The organism is Nonomuraea diastatica, from assembly GCF_004349015.1.
Classification (GTDB): Bacteria; Actinomycetota; Actinomycetes; order Streptosporangiales; family Streptosporangiaceae; genus Nonomuraea; species Nonomuraea diastatica.
Map to the genome: position 1 here is coordinate 1 of NZ_SMKP01000193.1, position 20,659 is coordinate 20,659.

The following is a 20,659-nucleotide window of genomic DNA, read 5'->3' on the forward strand; positions in this document are numbered from 1 at the left end:
CCCGCCACCCCCTCCAAACGGGCGGCTCTCCTCGTCGGCCACTGCCACCGGTCCCCGCCTCGTCCTGCCATGCCGTTCGGACGGCGTCCTGATCGTGCCGTCCGCTCCTTGGCAGCCCTTGTCCGCGAAGGTCTTCGCTCCGAAGCTGGTCAAGGCGTCGACAGGCCGACCGTACGAGCGGCGCTCACACCGTGTACGGCGCCCGGCAGCGCAGGCGAAGCCCACACCGGCCGGTCCATGGGATCGCCCGGCAGTTGCACCACGTTCATTCCATGCTGCCGGTGTTTGCCGCAGTAGTACCGCCGCAGCGCATCAGCAAGTGGCCGCGGCGGAATCGTTCACCCTCCAAAGGCTCGCGCAACATCCGCCCCACCTCGACGAACCCTTCCTTGCGAGCCAGGTCGGCCAGGTCGTCGATCGGCCACCGGTAGGCCGGCGCGACCTTATGGTCGAACTGAGACACCGGACCACCCTCGGATTCGAAGAACCCGAGCAGGAGGTAACCACCCGGGGCCAGCACCCGGCGGAACTCGGCAAAGTACGGCGGCAGCTCCGGTGGCGGGGTGTGGATGGCGGAGTACCAGGAGAGCAGACCGCCCAGCTCGCCGTCGGCCACGTCGAAGGCGCCCATCGAACCGACCTCGAAACGCAGATCAGGATGGTCTTTGCGGGCGATGCCGATCAGCGCGGGAGACAGGTCGATGCCGAAGGCGTCCAGTCCGAGGTCACGCAGGTGTGCCGTCATATGCCCCGGACCGCAGCCCGCCTCGGCGACGGGCCGGGGCTCGGCGGCCCGTACGAGTTCGGCGAACACGGCGAGTATCGCGCGATCCAGGGGCAGGCGGTCGAGCGAATCTCGGACGAAGTCGGCGTAGAGATCGGCGACGGCGTCGTAGGCGCCCGCCGTCGCGGTCAGATAGGGGGAGGATTCGGCCACGGTGGACGACTGTAGTTCATCGGCCGGCAAGGCCGTCGATCATCGACCGGTCGGCACGTCCGTTCCGCTCCGTTCGGCTGACCGCGACCTCAACGTGTGCTTGGACAGTGAGATCGAGGCACGGTAAGACACAACGAGGCACCTGGTCGGGCCATCAGATCCTGGTCGACTGCTGTCCCTTCGGCAGCCTCCTCTCATCGAATGGGCAGGCCACAGCATTGACGGCAGCCGGACACCACACCAAAGCCCCTGACCGGCGTTCCCGCTTCGTCATGATCTGTGCCCCCGGCAGCATCCGAACCCTGCGGCACCCGCGTTAGCCGACGGAGCCGAGATCGGCTTTCCGCTTTGGATATCTTGCCGGAAGTGGTAGGGAGAAACCGGCCCATGACGATGTGGTCGGCCCGGGCCGCTGTCGACCTGAGTCAGCCGGCCGCTTCGACGTACGATGCCAGGTTGGCCAGCGACGAGGCGATTCCGGCCTCGTGGGCCGCCTGGTCGATGCCGGGCGGCACGTCCGTGGCGGTGACGGTCACCTCGGTTCCGCCACCGGCGGCCGAGAGATGCCAGGTCATAGTCATAGCGCCCGCGAATGATGGGTCGTCGGCCTCGAACACCGCCCGCTGCACCACGCGCTCCGACGGGGTCAGGTCGGCGAACTCGATGTCGACAACATCCGTCGCATCTGACGTCTTGCCGGGATTGTCGATGTGGTCGAGGTAGGTGAGAACCATCCGGAACCCGCCACCAGGCCGGGGATCCCACCGCTCGACCTTCCCTCGCATGCCGTCCGGCGGCAGCCAAGCCTCAAGGGACTCACGGTCGAGTAGAGCGCCGTAGACAGTCGCCGGTGGTGCCGCGATCACCCGGCTGGCGCGGTCGGTCCTGCTCATGGCTCGATTTTAGGTACCGGAGCCGCGATCATGCCTACGGCGGTGACCATGGCATCGGTGGTGACGTACTCGCGTACGCGGCCGACCTCTCGCGCCATTGTGAGCAGGCCGTGTACCACTCCCTTCATGCGCTGTGGACCCGGTCGCTGCTCCGTGGCTCAGCGGGGCAGCTGGGCGACGGCCGCAAGGAAGGCACGCACCGGCGACGTGGCATGAGGTGCTGGGGGTGGAGGTCGCAGAGCTGACCGGTCAGCCGTACCAGCACGAGACGGCGGAACTCGACTCCGGGCACGCTGCCGTCCCTGGGCTCCGGCTCGCGCTTCAGCAAGCCTCCCTGCCCAGTGGGGTGTTGCTGCCGGTCTCGGGGAACCGCGAGTCAGAGGTGGAGCGAGATGACGCCTCCGGTAACACAGCAGTCGGCCAAGATCCGAGACATCCCAGCATGCCCAGGCGGCGCCGCGTGCGGATCATCCACCGTTGGCCGACGCAGGCCGCTCAGCCTCGAACACGTGGTTCAACTCCTGCCTGGCTCTGGAAGCCCGGGGAGTGAAAGCTTCTTCCTCAGCCACGCGGCCTGTGCGACATGCGCCAGCCGCGTGTCTTTTCGAAGTCGGTCAGCTTGGCGCCTGGGGCGGGTTTCTCCCGGCGGACGAGGATGCGCATGCCCGCCGGCCAGGTGGCCAGCTTGTCGCCACCGGCCGAGTGCCGCAGCAGGCCGGTGAGCTCCGCGGTGCCCGCCTTGTCCAAGAGGTGGGCCTGGCCTGCGTCATCCAGCACGCACGACCACGCGTCGGCGGGTAACGCGGCGATGGCGGTGCGGGCGCGGGCATCGAGGTCGAAGCCGGCCGAGTAATGGGCCCGGCGGCTGCGCGTGTCAGCAGCTCGATCGTGGCACCGGCCCCGTCACAGGTGATGAGGATCCGTCTGCGGTGCCGGGGCGGGATTGGCGAGGGTCCTCGTCATCATCGGTGTCATAGGGTCCTGGAGGGGCGGGAGGCTGCGAGGCAGGGGCCGATTGTAACTGCTCGTCGCGGGAATGGTTGTGGTGTCGAACTATCGTTGAAGTGATCGTATGTCTTCGTGCGTTTATCTCCCTCCACGCGGGATGTCAGGTCGCCACGGCGGCGGTTGACCCTGACGCAGGGTCAACCCCCCAGCATGATGGGCGTGACGACGAAATTCGGTGCGATGCAGCACTTCCACCACGACGGTGTCACGATCCCCGTGTCTCGCGGTGGCCGGGGACGACTGCTGGTCCTGTGCCCTGGGCTGGGCTCGACCCAGGCCGATCTGTACGAGCTGGCCGAGCTGCTGCGGCGCGACTACGAGGTGGTGACCTTCGACCTCAGAGGCCATGGCCTCGCGCCGGCCGCCGGCACGTACTGCTTCGAGGCGTTCCTCAGCGATCTCGCCACCGTGCTGGCGGGGCTGGGACACCCTGACCAGCGCGCCGTGCCCGTGCTGGTGGGTTACTCGCTGGGCGCGGATCTGGCCGTGCACTATGCCTCCGAGCATCCGGGCGCCGTCGCCGAGCTCGTTCTCATCGACGGGGCGAACCCGGTGCCCGAACCGTTCATCACAGAGGCCGACCTGCCGGACTTCCGCGCGATGTGGGAGGAGATGGCGACGCGGCAGGAGACCGGGCGGGGCAGTGCGCGTCAGGTACTGCTCACCGCTCAGGAGATTCTCGACCTGAATGTCGAGATCGATGGGATCCGGTCAGAAATTCTCGACCGGTACCGGAGGATCGACTCTCCCGTCAGCATGATCATGTCGACCTCGATGGCCGGTGGCGGCGACGAAGGGCATGCGCCGCGGTTCAATCTGAACTGGCGTGCCGGTGTGGAGCGGCTGGTCCGCGAGCAGCCGCACATCTCCACGTCCTGGCTCGACGCCGACCACCGTCTGGTCTTCACGCACGCCCCGGAGATCGCCCAGATCATCCGGTGTGCGATAGGCCCTCCGGCCAGGCCGGCTTCTTGAACGTCTGCCGCAGGAGGAGACTGGTTCGATGCTGACCATCGGCGAGCTGGCGTCGTACGCCGGAGTGACGGTCCGCGCGGTGCGGCACTACCACGCCAAGGGATTGTTGCCGGAGCCGGAGCGGGACCGTTCCGGCTATCGGAGGTACGACGCCGGCGCGGTGATCGACCTGATCAGGATCCGTACCCTCGCCGAGGCCGGGGTCCCGCTGGCGCGGGTGCGGGAGTTGCTGCAGGCCGGCGAAGAGGAGTTCGCCGCAGCGGTCGCGGACATCGACAGGCGGCTGCGGGCGGAGATCCGGGAGCGGCAGCGGCACCGGGAGCGGATCGCCCGGCTCGCCGCAGGGGACAGCCTGGTGCTGCCTCCTGAGGTGGTCGAGTTTCTCGACCGGCTGCGGGCGCTCGGGGTGGACGAGCGGATCGTCCAGATCGAACGCGACGGCTGGATCCCGCTGGCGGTGCACTCGCCCGAGCGAGTCCCGGAGTGGCTGGCACGCAAGCGGGAACAAGTCGCCGACCAGCGGCTCATCGATCTCTACCGGACGCTGGGCCAGGCTCTCGACCGGGGCGAGGACGACGCACGGCTGGCCGAGCTGGCCGACGAGCTGGCCGGCTATCTCACGCGGGTGGCCGACGAGCGGGGCGAGGACTACGTCGGCGATGTCGACGTCGATCCACCGTTCGCCAAGCTGATGGACACGCTGGCGTTCGACGCCGTGCCCCCCGCCCGCCGGCTGATCGAGTTGCTGAGGGAGCGAGGCTGGACCGGCTGGACCAAGCTTGAGCGGGTGGACCCACAGGGGTGCGGCCAGAGCACGGCAGCAGGAGGACACCGCAGCGCAGGCCGCTGAGGAGAAACTTCTCATACCCCCCGTGGCGACATCGCCACCGCTACCTCGGCGAGCCAGGACCGGGTGCGGCAGACGACGGGGCCTCATCCAGGCCGGTCAGACGCCAGCGTGCCGACGGCCGTCGCAATCAGGAGCGGCTTCTTGAGGCCGCATTCGCCGCATTCGCCGAACATGGCGCCTCGGTGTCCGTGCGCGAGATCGCACGGCCGGGCGGGCGTCAGTACCGGCACCTTCAGCAGGCACTTCCCGACCAAAGAGGAGTTGTTCAGAGCCGTCGTCCTCAACCGCATCGGACAACTCGTCCAGCGCGCCGACGAACTCGCCGCCGGCAACGACCCAGCCACCGCGTTCTTCACCTTCTTCGCCGTCCTGGTGGAGGACGGTGCGGCCGACCACTCGGTCGGCGACGCGATCAGCAGCGCGGGCTTCGACATTCAAGCCGCCGCCTCGACCGCGAACCGGGACTTCGGCAACGCCCTGCGCGGCCTGCTCGCCAGTGCCCAGCAAGCCGGTGCGGTACGCCGGGACGTCGATATCGACGACGTCAAGGCGCTGGTCGTCGGCTGCCTGGGCCGTGAACGCGACGGCCTCGACGATGCGGCACGGCAGCGCATGAATTCGGTCGTCTGTGATGGGCTCCGCGCCTGCCCCACGGCCTGAAACTCCAGCCGGCTCATCCCGCTGCAACGCCTGCGCCCGGTTGATCAACCATGTCAAGGGCGCTTGGCCAGTCTGCTCATGGACCTCAAAGACCATCCGCACCACACGCTCACGGAGCTCGTCGGGCTACTTCCTGGGCGGCCGGTGGAGCCTGCCCGCCGGCACCACGTTTTCCGGCAAGCGCGTTGCCGAGCCCGGAAAGCACCGCGTAGGCGCTGTGGCCTTCGGCGGTGGCCTCGAGTTCGAAGATCCCGGACGATGTCGGCGGATAGCCGATGAGCTCGATCGCGCGACTGACCTTGGACGGTCCGTCCATGTTTCCCAAGGCGTCCCAGAGATAGATCGCTCCCCAGATCTGCTTGTCGGGATTGGAGAACCAGGCCTTCAGGCGCATGCCTTCGAGCGTGGAATACGCGTCAACCGCGTAGTCGCTCAGGTAATGCCGGAGGCTCTCCACTGTTGCGTCTGACTCGGTGAGGTCCCAGACGACGAGGGAGACGTACATTTCGCTCCTCACGGAAACGGGTGCGGGTGTGGATTGATGTCCTCTGCGGTCAGCCGCGTCCTGTGGTGGCCGAGGCGATGTGGCACGTCGAAGAGACGCGGCAGATCGGCGAGGCGGCGATAGTCGTGGCCGAAAGTCATCGGTAGCGTCCCTGGGATGATCACTTTGACGTTGGCGAATCCCCCTGCGCGATGTTCGGGCGTCGTCTGGTCGACAACGATGACGTCGAGCCCGCTGTCGAGATAACTGCGCAGCACCTCCGCGAGGTCGTCGCGTAGGTCGGTGTGCGGGCGGGAGGCGGTTCGGGGGAGATCGGTGAAGTCGTGGGTTCGGGTGGACTCGGTCAGGAATCGCAGCCGGGAGAAGACCTCGGGAGACCCGTAGAGAAGCGAGTGATCAGGCATGATCTTGACTGCTCGGGGATCAGCCGCCATCTCCAGGGCGCGCTCTCGCTGGGCTGGATAGCGGCGAATGAGGCCGCTGAGGATGGGCCCGAGCTCACTCAACGCGCGCTCCGCCGCGCGTTCCGGGTCGAGGTGGGAGCCGGCAGCGCAGACAATCTTGGGGCGGTCCTGATCTTGCGACGGGGCGACCGCCATCACCCACACGCAGGGGATTGCCTGCTCCAGCGTGGTGTCGAAGGCGAGAACGCCATAGCCGGTGTCAGCCTCTATCGCCTTGACGATCAGCGGGATCGTACGATCAACGGCTGAGGACAACTCGATTCTCGGAACTGCCATGCGCGCGTACCACGTCATGAGAAAGGCGTCGCGTTCAGCGACCTCCAGCATGCCGTACAGGATGGCCTCTTCCAGGCAGCCACCGAGGGCACATCCATTGGAGACCTCATAGACGAAGGGCGCATCGTCGCGGCCTCCAGCGCGTAGCCGGTAGTAGGCACACTGCTCAGGGACGAGGATCGGAGCTTGCCGGGCGAACGAATAGCCCCACACCCACCGGTAGGGGCGCGTCTCATCGAACGGCCGGTAGGGGAAGTCCGCCAGTGCGTACGCCTCGGCGCTGTGAAGGCCGAGCGTTCGAGGGTCAAGCGCGTTGTCCCGCACCTCGCTGTAGGCAGCGCGTACGGTGGTCCGCTTGCCGCCGGGTTCCATGCCGCCGTAGCGCTCCAGCGCTTCCAGCATGGCGACGAGCTTGCTCGAACGATACCCACGAGTCCTGCCCCACCCGGTTTCCGATCCACCACCACGCAGGCCGATCTCGGCTCCGGCAAGCACGACACCTCCGTCGCTTCCCTTCTCCATCGAGCGGATCAGGCCGCATTCGGCGTCGACGAAGGTGGATTCCAAGTGATCCAGTTCCTCGGCCACCGCTCGCACACGGTAGGCGGCGGGGTCGGCTTTGACGCGCGGCTCCAAGGTGATCCGCGCGAGGGAGGGAGCGTCATCCGGCAGAGCGCCGCAGACCAGGCATCGGGGGTCCGGCAGGAAGCTGTGGATCGTGGTGGCCAGATCCTGCAGATGCACTTCGACCATTGCCTGCCGGGTGAGAGGTGGCGTCGTGCCGGTGACCAAGCGCTTCATCTCGTCCGCGGTGAGCTCGGCGATGAGCTCCGCGGCCAGGGCGGTCAGCCACGAGGACGGGCGCTCCGCCATCGTGCTCCCATGTCGTTCCCAGAGGGTGTCGTGGTCCTGGGGCCGCTTGCGAGCTAGCCTGCGGCGGAGCTCGGCGCAGTCAACGCAGCCCGCGGACCCGTTGACCTCGGCGGGGCCGATGAGTACGCGCCCGAGTTCCGCCCGTACCGGCAACCATGGCAGCGCGCCTTCTGCGGCGATCCGCCGAACGTTCGCGTAGGCCCGGGTGTCCCATCCGTCGCTCGCGAGCACGACCGCCGAGCAACGTTCGTCGAGTTCGCCGGTGTCTGACGTCATGGCCGGCAGTGCGACGCCCGCGATGGCGGGAGACGAGGCGATGGCTTCGGCCAGCAGGCCCTCTCCGACTACGCCGACCACCAGAGCGTCGGCGCCCGGTGCGGGCTTGTCCTCAGTCACGTGGTGCATCGGCCATCACTACCTGGACCATGTAGGGCATCAGTGCGTGCACCTCGGAATCGTGATCGAGAGGGATGGCGACGGGGTGGAGGCCCCGCCGCTCCATGACATCGGCAAGCGACTCGACGTCGAAGGATCGATCGGTCGGAAGCCTTGTGGTGGCACCGCGCAGCCGGGCAGGCAGGCCGGGAGCAGGCGGCGGGGCGTAGCGGAACTGGCGGTTCTGGTGCGACTGGTAGTGGAGCAGGATCTGCTCAAGGACCGCACGAAGGGCGGCTGCCATGGACTCTCCGGCGGCGCAGGCTGCGGCCCTGCCTGCTCGATAACCGATGACGACGGGCAGTCCGAGGGAGCCCGTTACATCGTAGAGATCCACGTCCCCGCCGATGGCCGTGAGCATGCTCCGGTAACGATCAGCCACGTGGTCCAGGTCGGCATCGTTCACGTCGATGCGCGGGAAAGGCCGTGGCGAAGCCTGGATCTCGGTGACGGTCAGGTGCAGGCAATGGTGAACCATCCCCGCCATGACGGCCTCGCGCCAGCTGTAGGCGGCGGCGACACCGACCGGTGGCGCCATGCCGGCCAGGGCAGGGAAGGCCAGACGTGCGTCCACTCGGTGCACATGACCGTCCACGATCCGATACGCCCAGGTCGTCGCCGGTGTGGTGGTGGTTCTGAGCAGGTCGATGGCTCGCCCGGGGTCATCCTCGTCCCATGCGCAATCGAGGAGGCGTGGGTCGACCATCAGCGAGCCGTACGTGGCCAGCGCCTTCATGACCGCGCTGTGGCGGGCGGTCTCGAAGTCGAGCCCGGCACCGATGGCGGCAGGGGGAGGCGCTGCCCTCAGGAGACCGACCGGATCGGATACCGCGGTCTCGCACACATGCAGCGGAGTCTGCACGAAATCGTGCTCCGCTGGATCGCCGACCACGCCCAGACGGTCACCGGTGCATGCGGTCGCCTGCCGCGAGAACAGCTCCGGGGCCATACGGGCGCCCGTGTCGAGCGCCGTGACCTTGTGGAGGAACTCCTCGGCGGTCCTGGGCACGGCGGCACGCGTAAAGGGATGGGGCACAACGGTGTGTGCCGCGCTCCGGAACGTCCGTACATCGATCTCGGTCAACTGATGGGGCGCCTCGATGTTCACCCCGGTGAACGAGGTGAAGACGCCCTGGACGAGCCGCCCTGCGGTGACCGCTGCCGCAGTTCGGGTGAATTTCGCGGTGGTTTCCTCACGTCCCTGGTAACCCCGTGCCACGAGCCGCAGGCGGGCCGATGTCCAGCTCGCCTGACCGATCGTCATGGGGGTGATCCATGCCTCACCGTCGATCAGACCGGCTTGTACCAGTCTTGTTCCTGTGGCTGCGGTGAGCCGTTCGATCAGGCGGGTTCCCTCCGCCATGATCCCGTCGGAGGCGTGCACGACGAGACCGGCATCATCGAGCAACGGCATGAAGGAGTCCGCGTCGATCTCCGTGCCGTCCAGCAGGCGATGTACTATCTCCTGTTCTGGGTCTCGTCGTGCCCGCTTGGTCTCCTTGGCCAGAAGCGCGAGATCGGTGGCACAGGCCGTGGTGACGAGCACTCTGACCCGGCGTAGACCGGAACGTACGGCGGCCGCCGCGGTGGCGACGAGCAGAGGTCCCGATCCCAGCACAACCGTCGTCGTGTCCTGATATGCCTGAAGGGCGGCGGAAGGGGAATGGCGGAAGTAGCCGAGAAAGCGGATTTCGTGGTCGTAGAGGCCCGAGCCATCGCCGTTGTGGCCGTCCTCCGCGCTCGCAACGTCACCGACCTCCCTGACCACGCCACGATCCCGCAATGTGAGCAGCAGGTTCTCCACCATTTCACGACGCTCCAGTGAAAGATCCGCCGTCAATTCGTCGAGCGTATGGCGGCCATTCAGGTACGGAGCCAGCCGGTCTATCAGCGGATAGATCGAACGACCGGTGAATGAGAGCGATCCGGCATGAGAAAGGACGTATGCGCCCTCTGGTGTTTCCACGTAGTAGCTATCGGGACGGAGCTCCAGCCGCACCTTGTCCTCCATCGTGTCCTTCAATCCGTTCCCGCGGCACGGCTGCCCAGCATGAACTCACCGACCGCACTCTCCATCGTGTAATCGACGCCGGCCGCCTCGTTGAAAGCATCGGCATCACCGCCGCCCAAGGCGCAGGCGGCCAGGCCCATCGATGTGGCCACCAGGTAGATCGTCTGAAAGAGCACACCCACGTGCTTGAGAAGCAACGAGTACGGCATCTGCTCGTATGTCCTCATCAGTCGCCCGAAGCGCGCCGTCACCACAAGGAGTACCTGAGGCAGGTGTGGTGCCGAAGTCGCTCGAACCGCCGCCGAGAGCAGCCTGCCCACCTCACGGCCGGGCTCCCGTACGAGCCTGAGCCGATGCTCGTGCGGATCGTAGTGATACATGCCCGCTTCGAGTCCCGAAACCTTGCGCACGACGGGATACAGCTCAAGTTCGTAAACCGATCCCCCGGCGGGATACGGCCGGCTCGGGCTCGTGGTGTCGCCACGGTCATGCGACGTTCTGGCACGAGCGCACCGGAACAACAGCTCGCCGAGCTGCGCCAAGCTGATCGGGGAAAAGTCGTCGTGACTCCGTGCCGAACGTCTGTCCTCCAGCGCCACCGTCAGAGGGATATCGTCCTGGCGCAGAACGTCCAGATCGGGCCGGTGCAGATCGATCGCGGTGCCGGAATATCGTTCGCGCTGTTCATGCAGCGGCTCATACCGCTCATGTCCCCATCGGGTACGGCCGTATCCCGCGCCCAGTGAGGCTCGCTCGCTCGCACGCGTGCGTCGGTGAAACCACAGTTCGTGGGCCCGCCACTGGCCCACCCGCAGTTCCGCGTCCTCACCATCCGAGACGGGAACCGCCAGGCCCGTCCACCGCAGATCGTCAAGCATTCGCCTCGTCAAGCCGGCGGACGCCAGGCCGGGCGGGTGCTCCGTTCCCTTCGCCCCCGTCAGCGTGCCGAGCAACGCCATCGCTGTTGGATCATGGACGTGCACATCACCCCAAGCCAGCGGAGATTCCACCACGATCTGGTCACCCTCGCGACGCAGCACGGTGAAACGCGACAACATGAGATCGCCCGGGTCGCAAGGCCGGGGTGCGGACGGGCGGCGCCACGGGCGTACGGAGTAGAGCGGCCGGTCACCCTGCACCACCGTCGTCATCAGCCAGCCGGAGTTTTTCAGGGTGTCGACGAACCCGAGTGAGTCGGCTGCGCCGTCCGGATCGCGGGCGAGCGCCTGCAGGTCCGCGGTCGAATGCTCCTCCGTAGCGAGCCGGTGCAAGAGGGCCCGCTTCCAGCTCGCGGATTTCCCCAGCGCCTCGGTGCGATGCGAGGTCGCCAGGATCAGGTTTCCGTCGTCGGAGACGGCGCTGTACACCCCGGAGATCAGCGACAGCCGCTCGGAGAGCGTGCGAGGCACGGACAGGTGCGTCATGATGGTAGGTCGGATGGGTCTAGGAGGGCGTTCGGACCGGGATCTGCGATCAGTTCAGTGGCAGATTTTCCGTAACACTCCTCGACCGCATTGGCCGCCAGGTGGCAGAGCAGGAACCTCTCGACCGGCGTGACGCCGAGCCGGGTGAGATGCAGATACGCATAATTGAGCATCAGGCGGTACACGTTGAACCAGTCGGCCGAACGGATCTCCTGCCACGCTGGGTCCACAAGATGCTTGTGAAACGAGCTGACCTGGGCGAGTTCCGCCATCGGGTCGAAGCCCCGGTAAGGCGGAGGCACCATAGAGAGCCGCCCATCCCTGATAAGGCTCGTCCCCCGGCGACGGAACGGCGACAGCGCAGCCACCCACTCGTCAACAAAGGGGACGACTTTCTGCTCGCCGTCGAGTGTGGCTATGATCGCTCGCACCCTGGCCGCCAGCTGCGCCGAATTCCGGTGGTAATGCTCCTCCCACGCGGTTCGGAGGCCCTCCGCCTCGGGCCACGCCGCAAGAAACGCCTCCGCATGCGAGCGGAAGGATATGAATCCCGCCTCGATGCCGGCCCCTGACAGCGCATGCGCCGTGGCGATCATCACATCGAAGGCCACCGCCAGACGCCGGCCACCCTCGCGGAGCGCCTCGGTCATGTCGAAGGCGAGGGGTGTGGTGTCGGAGTAGAAATCGGCCAGCAAGTCGGCCGCGTCCTCGCTGCCCAGGACCCGAATTCGCCGATCATAGGGTTCCGGACGGATGGAATTGTCGGGGTGCCAAGGGAGCAGTGGCTCGCTTTCGTGCTCCAATTCGGCCAAGCGCCGGTGCATCGGCAGGTGTTGCTCGGGCTCCAGGGCGGCTTTGGAAGGATGTTCGGCCAGGAAACCACCGATGATCTCGTGGACGGCGGGCCACACGACGCCGTCGAGCACAGGGGTGCCGCAGCGCAAATGCAGCCGCAGATGCGGTCCACGCTTCCAATGGGGGATGTACGCGGCACCCGCGACGTGTGCGGACAGCGTGGCGAACAGCGGGCGAACCCCGCCGAGAACCAACGCGTCCTTATCGGCGTGGTAATAGACGTGGATGCTATGCCACTCCACTGACCTGGCTCCTTTCGCCGGCGAGCGCCGTGACCCCGTGTGCGGCCAGACTCCGTACGACACCCTCAGCCGTCAGAGAGAGGCCGAGCCGATTGCAGATCAGGTGCGCGCAGATATCCAGGACCGTGAAGACCTTCGCCCGCGGTTCGGACACGAAGATGTCGCCGGACCCTTCCCAGCCACGTGTGGGCGGATGGAACGCGCCGGTTTCGACCCCGGCCGCCAGTGACTCACGCAGGGCCCTCAAAGACCGCGCCCAATCGATCAACGTTCCGGTGCCGGTGGTCTCTGGCGCTTGAGCGGCCAGAGCGTGCATCTGGCGGGCGATTCTTACGGCATGCTCACGCTGGGCGTCCGTGTGCACGTCCAGGCCCTCCCCGGTGGGGCTCAGCGGGCCACCTGAGTGCCGTCTTCTCCTGACCGACCAGTTCGCGACGAGGGCCACGTCGTCCCCGCCGATGAGCCAGGTGAGCAGGATCAATGCCAGCGCGGCCGTGCCACGCCGATCGTACGTGAGCCCGTGGGCCAGGAGCCGCAGGGCTATCCGGCTCGACTCGACGAAATGCCTCTCCACGGCTTCGATCGACGCTCCGGTTCCGTACCTGGCATGTTCGCGCTGATAAGGGATGAAGCTCAGCGAGTTGTTGCTCTGGAGTTGCGTGAAGTAGGCGTCGACTTCCTCCCACTGCGCCAGCGCTCGTGCTGTCAGGGCATAGTCGTCCTGTCGCATACGGCTCGCCGAGGGGTGCAGGCGAAAGTAGTGGTCCAGACGATCACGGATGGTGTTCTCGACCTCGGCGCGCTCGATTCCCCTCGATGGCAGCACGCGCAGCCGCACATGTGGCCCGCCGTCCCAATAGCGCAGAAAGAACCAGTCACTCGCTAGATCACGATCATCGAATTCCTCGACCATCGGGGCAACGGCGCGTACGAGCAGTTCATCAAGGTCTCCGTGATAGAACGCATGGACACTGATCCAGTCGGAGTCACGCATCGGGAGCCACCTTTCCGGAAATCTCGAGAAGGAATTCCGTCACGGCCGAGCCGTCCGCCGGCGAGTCGGCGTCAGTAAGGGCAGGCAACGCCTCGTCGAACACGGCTATCTTGCCCGTCCCGTTCAGCATGCGCTCGAACACCAAGACCAGAAACCAATTGGCGAAATCGACATAGACGGGCTTGCGTGATTTGTCGAGAATCCAGGTGTCCCAGGATGCGCCGGCAACCTTTCCGCTCCATAGGGCCTCGCTCCACACCCTGACGAAGCAGCGTGCCGGTATGCCGTGTGCTCTCCGCCACTCGGCCAGGCGCAGCGCGAAGGCGGCGTCGGTCTGGCCCTTGGCGCGCGTGGGTATCAGGGAGATGGGGACGACCCATCGGGCTCGCTGCAGCACCACCGTGCCCACCTCGATCCGCGGATACGCACTGACCTCGTCAGGGATCTGCCCACTCGCCCTGCCCGCCAGCAAAGGCACACTGGGGTGCACGAAGTACGTGGGGCCGAACGCCTGGGTGAGCAGTCTCGCAACAGGCGGGAGCAAGATATCCGCCATCATTCCGAGGTGGAGCGGAATCACGCCGAAACCGTGCCGCAGGGAGCTCAAGCCCACCATGTCGGTCTCAGGGTCATGGACGGCGGCCAGATCTCCGACGGAGATGCGTTCCGCGGCCGGCCTGGTACTCCTCGTGAAAGGGTAATCGATTTCGTAGGGCACGCTGTCCGCACGCAGGTTGAGCGAGGAGGAGAACGTTCCGGCGAATTCAGCGAGCTGTCGGCCGGCCGTGTGTGTCCGCCATGTCAAGTCCGGTGGCGGTGGCGATCCATCTGCCTGTCCTATCAAGTACATCAGCCGGCTACGGCCCCGGCCGTAGCCGGTATGCGCCACGTTGAGCACCAGTCGAAGGGTCTCCGGATCGGAAATGGGCTGAACGTAACATCCCAGCGACTCGGGTGAGGTCACCCACTCTGGCCAGCCGGCCGCCCTTTTCGCGATGACTTCCGGGTCGACCCTGATCACCCCGTCATCGCTTGCCTCGACGAGCACTCCAGAAAGTGCTTCCTCCCGGATGTCGTGCAGCTCCCGAAGACGTGGCAAGTGGCTGTGGACGAGGTCCGGGTTCGGCATCAGAGGCGAGATCTTGAGCAATTCCCTGATCTCACGAGCAATCCCGGCTTCTTCTGCTCCGCCCTCCTGGGCCAGTTCTTCCTGAAGCGCCCGGTGCACGGCGAGAAGGGGGATGGAGGTACCCGATCCGAAACGCTCTCGATGATAGGCGCCGAGAGCGAGTCTCAACGGCAGCGCCGGGTCGAAGACGCCCAGCCAACGCCGGAGGACATCCAGGTCGTTGAGCGCGGGGCGCCAACGTGGCAGCGCACACTCGACTGCCGTATGGCTGAAGACCGCATTCTCGTGGAAGATCGACCTGCCCAGTTGCTCAGGCCAGTGAGACGGCAGCCCGACCTCAGCAGCCAACTCTCGCACGGCATGGGTAAGCCTCTCCTGCCGGGCGCAGTGTTCTTCGACATCCTCCAACGGCACGGGAAGCCGCAGCTCCGTACGAACATGATCGATAAGCTTGACGATGCCGGAAACGCTGCCATCCCCGTTGGCTGTCATCCATCGGGACAGGTCACCGAGTGGATCCGGCGACTGCTCGTCAACCGGTGGCAGCGGCTCCAGCAACCCGGCTGAGATCAGTGCGTCGATGAAGCGTCGCGAGTCGTCCTTGACGCCCTCGGCGTGAGCCAGTGCCGAGCACAACCCATCACGAGTCAACGTCGGTTCGTCACGAAGAATGCGCAGGCACTCCAGAACAGCGGGCGTTGCAGGCATCGAGATGATCGGTTCCTTCGACGGCCGGCCCAAGAACGTGATTTTGTCATCCCGGACGGTGGCACTGGGATTGACGCGCAGCGGCAGGGACGCCGACAACGATGGCACCTCGCAGAGCACCCGGACCAGGTGGCCGAGGAAAAGGCCGTTCAGCTCCAGCACCCCGGAGACCCGGCCGCGATCGGCGAACCGTATGTCCGCATTGCCATCGGTCCATCTGCCCAGACCACTGATCGTGAAGGTGCTGTATGGGCTTGTCTTGGCCGCGGCTCGCGCCACGTACTTGACCAGTCGGATGATCGACTGACGCCGTGGTCGCCGTTCTTCGGAGTCGAGCCACTTCGAAAGTTCCGCGAACAACGAAGGGCTGGCCTGCGAAAGGGCTCGCCGAAACCCGGGATGCGCGCTGGTCTCTCGTAGTTCGGCCTGCTTGTGCTCCATTTCCGCGTTCAGGATCCTCGGCAGTTCCGCTGCTCGACGCTCGTACTCCTCCAGCGTCGAGGTCCACGTGCGCACACGAACGGCAATTTCCGGGGGCAGCGCGGCGGCGACCTCGGCGTTCCACTCACCCGAGCCAGGGCGGCGAATCCTGTGAAGGGCGCGACGAAGCCCCACCAATGCCGGCTTGGCGCCGGCTCGCGAGGACGCGCCAATGGCGACATAGAGCGCACCTGACAGCGTGTCGGCCTCCGCTGCAAGCCATTCTCGTGTCGCGGCCAGTTCCTCGACCCTTGCGAAGCTCGTGAAAAATCGCAGGTTTTCCAACGAAGCGGCGGGAAGCCCGGCCATCCGCGCCACGATGGGTGAGACCGTCCACGCGAAATTCGTGGTGGCCGGGTGCTCGTACATTCGCCCATCCCTTCGACTCTTGCCCTGAAACCCGTGCTGTCCGCCGCGTGCGCGTGACGGACAGCAGGGTGACTCGTCCGGTCAGCTGCTGCAGCCGCTGCTGCACACGCAGGTGGTGGAAGCGCCGTTCTCGGTCATTCCATGACCGGCGGTCAGCGACTCGATCGTCAGGCCGCTGTCGGTCAGGTCGAACACGTCCATGGGAAGGTGTTCGAGGTCGAAGCCAAGATTCTGCGAAATACTCAACTCTTCTCCTTCGAGAGATGTGCGCGTAATGGCCGAGTGAACTGCGGATCAGCTGGAAGACGTGGGCGTCGCCGCGCCGTGGACGGCGCGGAGCCCCAACGCATCGGCTCTCACGCCACTGCGCTGATGGCTGCGCGCGCCCATGTCGCCCGCGAGTACAACCTGGAGGGCGAAATGATCGGCGCCCACATTGCGATGATCGGACATCCGCTCGACCATCCGAGGGTCGATCAGATGGGTGCTCCTCCTTTCCTGAGGTCCTCCTCCGCGAAACCGAGCCGCGGCGGGCTGTTTCTGGTGGTTGGGCAGCCGAAAGCAGATGGCCGGGTGACCACGGGCCGCTACGCGCGCCCGCTCGGCGATCCAGATCACGTCATCGCGAGCTGACCGAAACCCGCGAGCCGCTTCCGATGCATCGACCCGCCGCCGTGTCCGTTGCCTCAGCTACTGCTTGCGCTGCTGCTGCACACGCAGCTGCACAACCACGAGGCACCGTTCTCGGCCATACCGTGACCGGCGGTCAGAGATTCGACCGTCAGGCCGCTGTCGGCCAGGTCGAACACGTCCATGGGCAGGTTGCCGAGGTCGAAGTCGAGCTTATGTGAAACGCTCACGCTTTTCTCCCTGTGATCGTGGCTGGATATCTGGACGTCCACGAATGAGCTGCAGCTGCAAGACCGAGAGTAGCCACCTAAAGCACGGATTCAAGAGGATGCTCCAATGAAAGGAGGATGTGGACCAAGTGCGTATGTCACGTTCCCCGGTCGCATCGGGGCTGCGACCAACGTCGTACGCATGCCTACGACGAACCGCCGGGCGCGTCATCCATCTCGGGCCATCCATTGACGGAATCTTCACGAAGGATTCCAATCTGAATGGCCCTGTTGACCGCGCCGATCCTCGACGTCACGTCGAGTTTGGCATATATGTTGGTCAGGTGCCGCTTGACCGTGCTTTGCGTGATGAAGAGCTTCGACGATATCTGTGAATTGCTCAGGCCACGTGAGACCAGCTCGACGATCTCTAGCTCTCGTGCGGTCACGATATTTCCGCATCCTCCTTCGGCGCCGAAAAGCGTGATCGTTCGGCGTGGCGCAGAAATGGTGATCCGATCCCCTTCCTCGCGGAGTCCGCGTATCACGGCGGCGAGTTCGTCTCTTCGCGTGCCCTTGGCCAGGCAGGCGTTCGCGCCGGCGCTGAACAGGCTCCACAACAACCGCGGATCATCATGAGCCGTGAGGACGACGACCTTGACTCCGGGCCAGGTCTCCAGAAGGTTGAGGAGAATGTCGGCGGCAGGGTCGTGTGTTTCCAGGACGAGAACGGCCACATCCGGCATCAGGCCGCCATGCATGTGCGGCTGCTTTTCCGGCGTCATGCGACATGCACGAACGACGAAGCCGGGCTCTTTGCCCAGCAGTTCCGTGATTCCCTCCTGGAGCATGGGTTCGCCGTTGACCACGAGAACTTGCAAAGAATCGATGTCCCTATCCATGCAGCTGATCCACCCCGCGCCTGTGTAAGCTGACCATCCATGAGCGGATCCCATCAACGCGCTCTGATGTCATATTTTTCGAGAGGGGGTGCGCACGCCCGCCGCTTCGCGATAATCCTTCGAGCTCAGGTTCACAGACTCCCCTTTTTGTTCGCTATAGAACTTCTTTATCGCAACCTGTGGCGGTTAAGGATGTGATGTCCGGTTCGCGGGGTGACGGGCGCGAGGCCGGCCGGTGAGCAAGCAGGCACGGGCTTCGAGATCATGAGGTTCTCCAGTAGCCGTCGTGGCTCCCCATCAATCGGCACGTTGATCTGGCAGGGGACTTCCAGAAGGAAACCGAGAGATTCTTGCGGCGAGGTTCGAGACGATCCTGCCGCACCTGGACGAACGGCCGCCGGTGGACGTACTCGACCTTGAACGGCTCGGAGGCTGCGTTGTCGAGCGCGCAGCCGACTCCGCCCATCGACTGAACCACCCCATTGCCTGGTGGCGAGCGGCGGTGTACTCCTTGGGCTCAAGGCGTGGTGTCAAGGTCCCGCGCGACATGCGAGACGGGCTTGCCAGTCCTTGACGATGCGCACCGCGCCCGCCCGGAACTCTGGATCAAACCTGCGCCTGGTCACTCCCGCGACCCAACCTCACCTCAGGTTCGGTCTCCACGGTATGAGGGGAAGCGCACCTTCCGGGAGCCGGCGGGGAGCCTCACTCCGCGGCACCATCGGGTAGTGGTCGCTGAAATGCGCGTGCCGTCGCAGGCCCGCACCGCCACCTCTGCGGCGGCGGTCAAGCAGGGCAAGGCGGTCGAGGTCGCCGATGAGACGACGGCGACCAGCATCACGTACGCCCAGCCGGACGGGAAGACGTTCAAGACGGAAGTCACCACCGGTCCGGTACGGGCCAGGCACGGCGGCGGATGGGTGCCGATCGACACCACCCTGGCCGAGCAGGGCGGCACGTTGCGGCCCAAGATCCTCGCCGAGGGCGCGCTGGTGGAGTTCTCCGCCGGCGGTATGGATCCGTTCGTGAAGATGTCCGCCGACGGCAAGTCGTACGCGCTGCGCTGGCCGACACCGCTGCCCAAGCCGACCGTCAAGGGCAGTGTCGCCACCTATACCGACGCCGCCGGTGTAGGTGCCGACCTGGTGGTGACGGCGTTGCCCAGCGGGTTCCGGCACGAGGTAGTGCTGCGCCAGCGGCCGTCCAAGCCGCTGGAGCTGCGGATCGGCGTCGAAGACGAGGGCCTGGCCTTGACCGAGGGCAAGGACGGCCGGCTGCTGCTGAAGGGCGAGGACAAGAAGCTGGTCGCCGCGGGTACGCGGCCGATCGTGTCGGACGGCGGCGCCAAGGATCGCCCGGCGTCGGTCAAGCACGGCGAGGCCAGCAGCGACGTGGTCACCAAGGACGGCCGTTCGGAGCTAGTGGTCAAGCCGGACCAGGCGTTCCTGACCGACGCTGGCACCATCTACCCGGTGCGGGTGGCCGCGGCGGTCACGCTGCCGGTGAACGCCGATGTCGAGGTGACCTCAGACAACGATGCGGACTTCCCGGGTGACCCGACAGCGGCGTACACGATGGCAGGCACCAGGACCGGCGGGTTCAAGCACCGGGTGCACCTGAAGTTCGACACCCCCAACCTGACCGGCTCGACCGTCACCGACGCCAAGCTGACGATGAACACCATCGACGCCCAGAACTGCGGTGCCGCGCTCGCCAACGGCATCCAGGTCGCCCGCCTCACTGGCACCTGGGACCCGGACAACCTCCACTGGGCCAACAAGCCGGCCTTCATCACCGAGGACGCCTCCACCAACTTCAAGGGCGTCAACCAGGACTGCGCCACCTGGCCGGACAGCATGGACTGGAACGTCACCGGCATCGCCCAAGACTGGGCCGCCGGCGCCGCCGACCACGGCCTGGTGCTCAAGTCTCCCGGCGAAGCCAACATCAACAACTACCGGGTCTACACCTCCGCGGAGAACACCGACGAGTTCGGCAGCCCGCCGAAACTGACCCTCACCACCAGCGGCCCGGCCTCCGCGCCGACCGTCTCCGCCCCGGCCATCACCCCAGCGCAGACCGAGAACGGCACCACGGTGACGACCTCGCTCACTCCGCAGTTGGCCGCAACGGTCGCCGACCCTGTGGGTGGCAACCTGACCGGCGAGTTCGAGGTCGAGCACGACCCGGCCGCGACCGGACAGGGCACCGGCCAGATCTGGGCTGGCGTCTCACCGGAGGTCGTATCCGGCGGCCAGGCCTCGGTGAGCGTCCCCTCGAGCATGTTGACCGATGGGTGGAAGATCCGCTGGCGGGCCCGCGCGGCCAACGCCGCCGCGTCCACCACCTCGGCGTGGTCGGACTGGCAGACGGCCACTGTGGACGTGCCGAACCCGGCGGTCGGCGCCTTCCAGGTCACCCCCTCCCAGGCGGTGAACGGCGGCACCGTGGCCACGAGCCTGACCCCGGCCCTGCAAACCACGGTCACCGACCCGGCCGCACAGCCGGTGCGGGCCGAGTTCGAACTCGAACACGACCCGGCCGCGACCGGACAGGGCACCGGCCAGATCTGGGCCAGCGCCATAGATAACGTCGCCTCCGGCACCCAGGCCACGGCGACCGTGCCCGAAGGGAAGCTGGCCGACGGGTGGAAGGCGCGCTGGCGGGTCCGGGCGATCAACACCGCCACCGCAGTCGGCTCCCCCTGGTCGGACTGGCAGCCCCTGACCATCGACGTGCCGGACCCGGTCTCCGAACCGGCCGTCAACGCGCTGCAGGTCACGCCATCCCAGCAGGTAGACGGCGCCACCGTCACCCCCACCCTCACCCC

At 66.2% G+C, this 20,659-nt stretch carries 18 protein-coding genes and 1 pseudogene; 5 read left to right on the top strand and 14 right to left on the bottom strand.

The features are described 5' to 3' along the window. Nucleotides 1–69: 69 nt before the first annotated feature. The 4 genes and pseudogenes from E1294_RS56625 to E1294_RS42985 form a co-directional block, all read right to left on the bottom strand. Nucleotides 70–335 (bottom strand): annotated as a pseudogene (locus E1294_RS56625) (IS5/IS1182 family transposase); the annotation flags it as partial. Next, nucleotides 266–937, bottom strand: coding sequence for a class I SAM-dependent DNA methyltransferase (locus E1294_RS42975; protein ID WP_132517035.1), 672 nt, complete (start codon nt 935–937; stop codon nt 266–268). The pseudogene E1294_RS56625 and the gene E1294_RS42975, both read right to left, overlap by 70 nt. 425 nt (nt 938–1,362) lie before the next feature. Then, on the bottom strand, nt 1,363–1,830 hold the full coding sequence (locus E1294_RS42980; RefSeq protein WP_132517037.1) for an SRPBCC family protein: 468 nt from the start codon (nt 1,828–1,830) through the stop codon (nt 1,363–1,365). 561 nt (nt 1,831–2,391) lie between these two features. Next, entirely contained in the window at nt 2,392–2,607 is a 216-nt protein-coding gene (locus E1294_RS42985; protein WP_132517039.1) for a hypothetical protein, read from the bottom strand. Nucleotides 2,608–2,997: 390 nt separating this feature from the next. Between E1294_RS42985 and E1294_RS42990 the strand changes: the two genes are divergently transcribed. The 3 genes from E1294_RS42990 (at nt 2,998) to E1294_RS43000 (ending at nt 5,323) form a co-directional block, all read left to right on the top strand. Beyond that, the gene (locus E1294_RS42990) at nt 2,998–3,813 is read left to right on the top strand and encodes an alpha/beta fold hydrolase (RefSeq protein ID WP_246083691.1); all 816 of its coding nucleotides are present in this window, start codon (nt 2,998–3,000) and stop codon (nt 3,811–3,813) included. A 28-nt stretch (nt 3,814–3,841) separates the two neighbouring features. After that, complete coding sequence (locus E1294_RS42995) at nt 3,842–4,663, top strand: MerR family transcriptional regulator (RefSeq protein WP_132517041.1); 822 nt, start codon at nt 3,842–3,844, stop codon at nt 4,661–4,663. 108 nt (nt 4,664–4,771) lie between these two features. Further along, nucleotides 4,772–5,323 (top strand): TetR/AcrR family transcriptional regulator, encoded by a 552-nt coding sequence (locus E1294_RS43000; protein WP_220448263.1) that lies wholly within the window; start codon nt 4,772–4,774, stop codon nt 5,321–5,323. Nucleotides 5,324–5,432: 109 nt separating this feature from the next. Here E1294_RS43000 and E1294_RS43005 read toward each other — a convergent pair whose 3' ends face one another. From E1294_RS43005 to E1294_RS43040, 8 genes are all read right to left on the bottom strand, one after another. Then, nucleotides 5,433–5,828 carry a hypothetical protein gene (locus tag E1294_RS43005; protein WP_132517043.1) on the bottom strand — a complete coding sequence of 132 codons (396 nt, stop codon included), beginning with the start codon at nt 5,826–5,828 and terminating at the stop codon, nt 5,433–5,435. An 8-nt stretch (nt 5,829–5,836) separates the two neighbouring features. Next, complete coding sequence (locus E1294_RS43010) at nt 5,837–7,837, bottom strand: TOMM precursor leader peptide-binding protein (RefSeq protein WP_165977800.1); 2,001 nt, start codon at nt 7,835–7,837, stop codon at nt 5,837–5,839. Beyond that, entirely contained in the window at nt 7,830–9,887 is a 2,058-nt protein-coding gene (locus E1294_RS43015) for a hypothetical protein (RefSeq protein WP_132517047.1), read from the bottom strand. Before E1294_RS43015 ends, E1294_RS43010 begins: the two co-directional genes overlap by 8 nt. Nucleotides 9,888–9,895: 8 nt before the next feature. After that, nucleotides 9,896–11,311, bottom strand: a complete 1,416-nt coding sequence (locus E1294_RS43020) for a SagB/ThcOx family dehydrogenase (RefSeq protein ID WP_132517049.1) — start codon at nt 11,309–11,311, stop codon at nt 9,896–9,898. Further along, on the bottom strand, nt 11,308–12,408 hold the full coding sequence (locus tag E1294_RS43025; protein WP_165977801.1) for a thiopeptide maturation pyridine synthase: 1,101 nt from the start codon (nt 12,406–12,408) through the stop codon (nt 11,308–11,310). The genes E1294_RS43020 and E1294_RS43025 overlap by 4 nt, the downstream gene beginning before the upstream one ends. Next, complete coding sequence (locus E1294_RS43030; protein WP_132517053.1) at nt 12,395–13,402, bottom strand: thiopeptide-type bacteriocin biosynthesis protein; 1,008 nt, start codon at nt 13,400–13,402, stop codon at nt 12,395–12,397. Before E1294_RS43030 ends, E1294_RS43025 begins: the two co-directional genes overlap by 14 nt. Continuing rightward, nucleotides 13,395–16,088 carry a lantibiotic dehydratase gene (locus E1294_RS43035; RefSeq protein WP_132517055.1) on the bottom strand — a complete coding sequence of 898 codons (2,694 nt, stop codon included), beginning with the start codon at nt 16,086–16,088 and terminating at the stop codon, nt 13,395–13,397. Before E1294_RS43035 ends, E1294_RS43030 begins: the two co-directional genes overlap by 8 nt. Before the next feature lie 81 nt (nt 16,089–16,169). Further along, nucleotides 16,170–16,334, bottom strand: coding sequence for a thiomuracin/GE37468 family thiazolyl RiPP peptide (locus E1294_RS43040; RefSeq protein ID WP_246083692.1), 165 nt, complete (start codon nt 16,332–16,334; stop codon nt 16,170–16,172). A 126-nt stretch (nt 16,335–16,460) separates the two neighbouring features. On the opposite strand from E1294_RS43040, the gene E1294_RS43045 reads away from it, so the two are divergent. Beyond that, nucleotides 16,461–16,721 carry a hypothetical protein gene (locus tag E1294_RS43045; protein ID WP_132517057.1) on the top strand — a complete coding sequence of 87 codons (261 nt, stop codon included), beginning with the start codon at nt 16,461–16,463 and terminating at the stop codon, nt 16,719–16,721. A gap of 53 nt (nt 16,722–16,774) precedes the next feature. Here E1294_RS43045 and E1294_RS43050 read toward each other — a convergent pair whose 3' ends face one another. Both E1294_RS43050 and E1294_RS43055 read right to left on the bottom strand, forming a co-directional pair. After that, nucleotides 16,775–16,948 carry a thiomuracin/GE37468 family thiazolyl RiPP peptide gene (locus E1294_RS43050; protein ID WP_246083693.1) on the bottom strand — a complete coding sequence of 58 codons (174 nt, stop codon included), beginning with the start codon at nt 16,946–16,948 and terminating at the stop codon, nt 16,775–16,777. 185 nt (nt 16,949–17,133) lie between these two features. After that, the gene (locus E1294_RS43055; protein WP_165977802.1) at nt 17,134–17,829 is read right to left on the bottom strand and encodes a response regulator transcription factor; all 696 of its coding nucleotides are present in this window, start codon (nt 17,827–17,829) and stop codon (nt 17,134–17,136) included. A gap of 728 nt (nt 17,830–18,557) precedes the next feature. Between E1294_RS43055 and E1294_RS43065 the strand changes: the two genes are divergently transcribed. Then, nucleotides 18,558–20,659: DNRLRE domain-containing protein (locus E1294_RS43065; protein WP_132517061.1), on the top strand; the 2,102-nt coding region annotated here is incomplete at its 3' end.

What these genes read in the sequence shown, in the direction of transcription:
- E1294_RS43035 (WP_132517055.1), bottom strand. Translation starts at nt 16,088, where the DNA reads ATGTACGAGCACCCGGCCACCACGAATTTCGCGTGGACGGTCTCACCC.
- E1294_RS42995 (WP_132517041.1), top strand. Translation starts at nt 3,842, where the DNA reads ATGCTGACCATCGGCGAGCTGGCGTCGTACGCCGGAGTGACGGTCCGC.
- E1294_RS42980 (WP_132517037.1), bottom strand. Translation starts at nt 1,830, where the DNA reads ATGAGCAGGACCGACCGCGCCAGCCGGGTGATCGCGGCACCACCGGCG.
- E1294_RS43030 (WP_132517053.1), bottom strand. Translation starts at nt 13,402, where the DNA reads ATGCGTGACTCCGACTGGATCAGTGTCCATGCGTTCTATCACGGAGAC.
- E1294_RS43045 (WP_132517057.1), top strand. Translation starts at nt 16,461, where the DNA reads ATGGCTGCGCGCGCCCATGTCGCCCGCGAGTACAACCTGGAGGGCGAA.
- E1294_RS43055 (WP_165977802.1), bottom strand. Translation starts at nt 17,829, where the DNA reads ATGGATAGGGACATCGATTCTTTGCAAGTTCTCGTGGTCAACGGCGAA.
- E1294_RS43015 (WP_132517047.1), bottom strand. Translation starts at nt 9,887, where the DNA reads ATGGAGGACAAGGTGCGGCTGGAGCTCCGTCCCGATAGCTACTACGTG.
- E1294_RS43020 (WP_132517049.1), bottom strand. Translation starts at nt 11,311, where the DNA reads ATGACGCACCTGTCCGTGCCTCGCACGCTCTCCGAGCGGCTGTCGCTG.
- E1294_RS43005 (WP_132517043.1), bottom strand. Translation starts at nt 5,828, where the DNA reads ATGTACGTCTCCCTCGTCGTCTGGGACCTCACCGAGTCAGACGCAACA.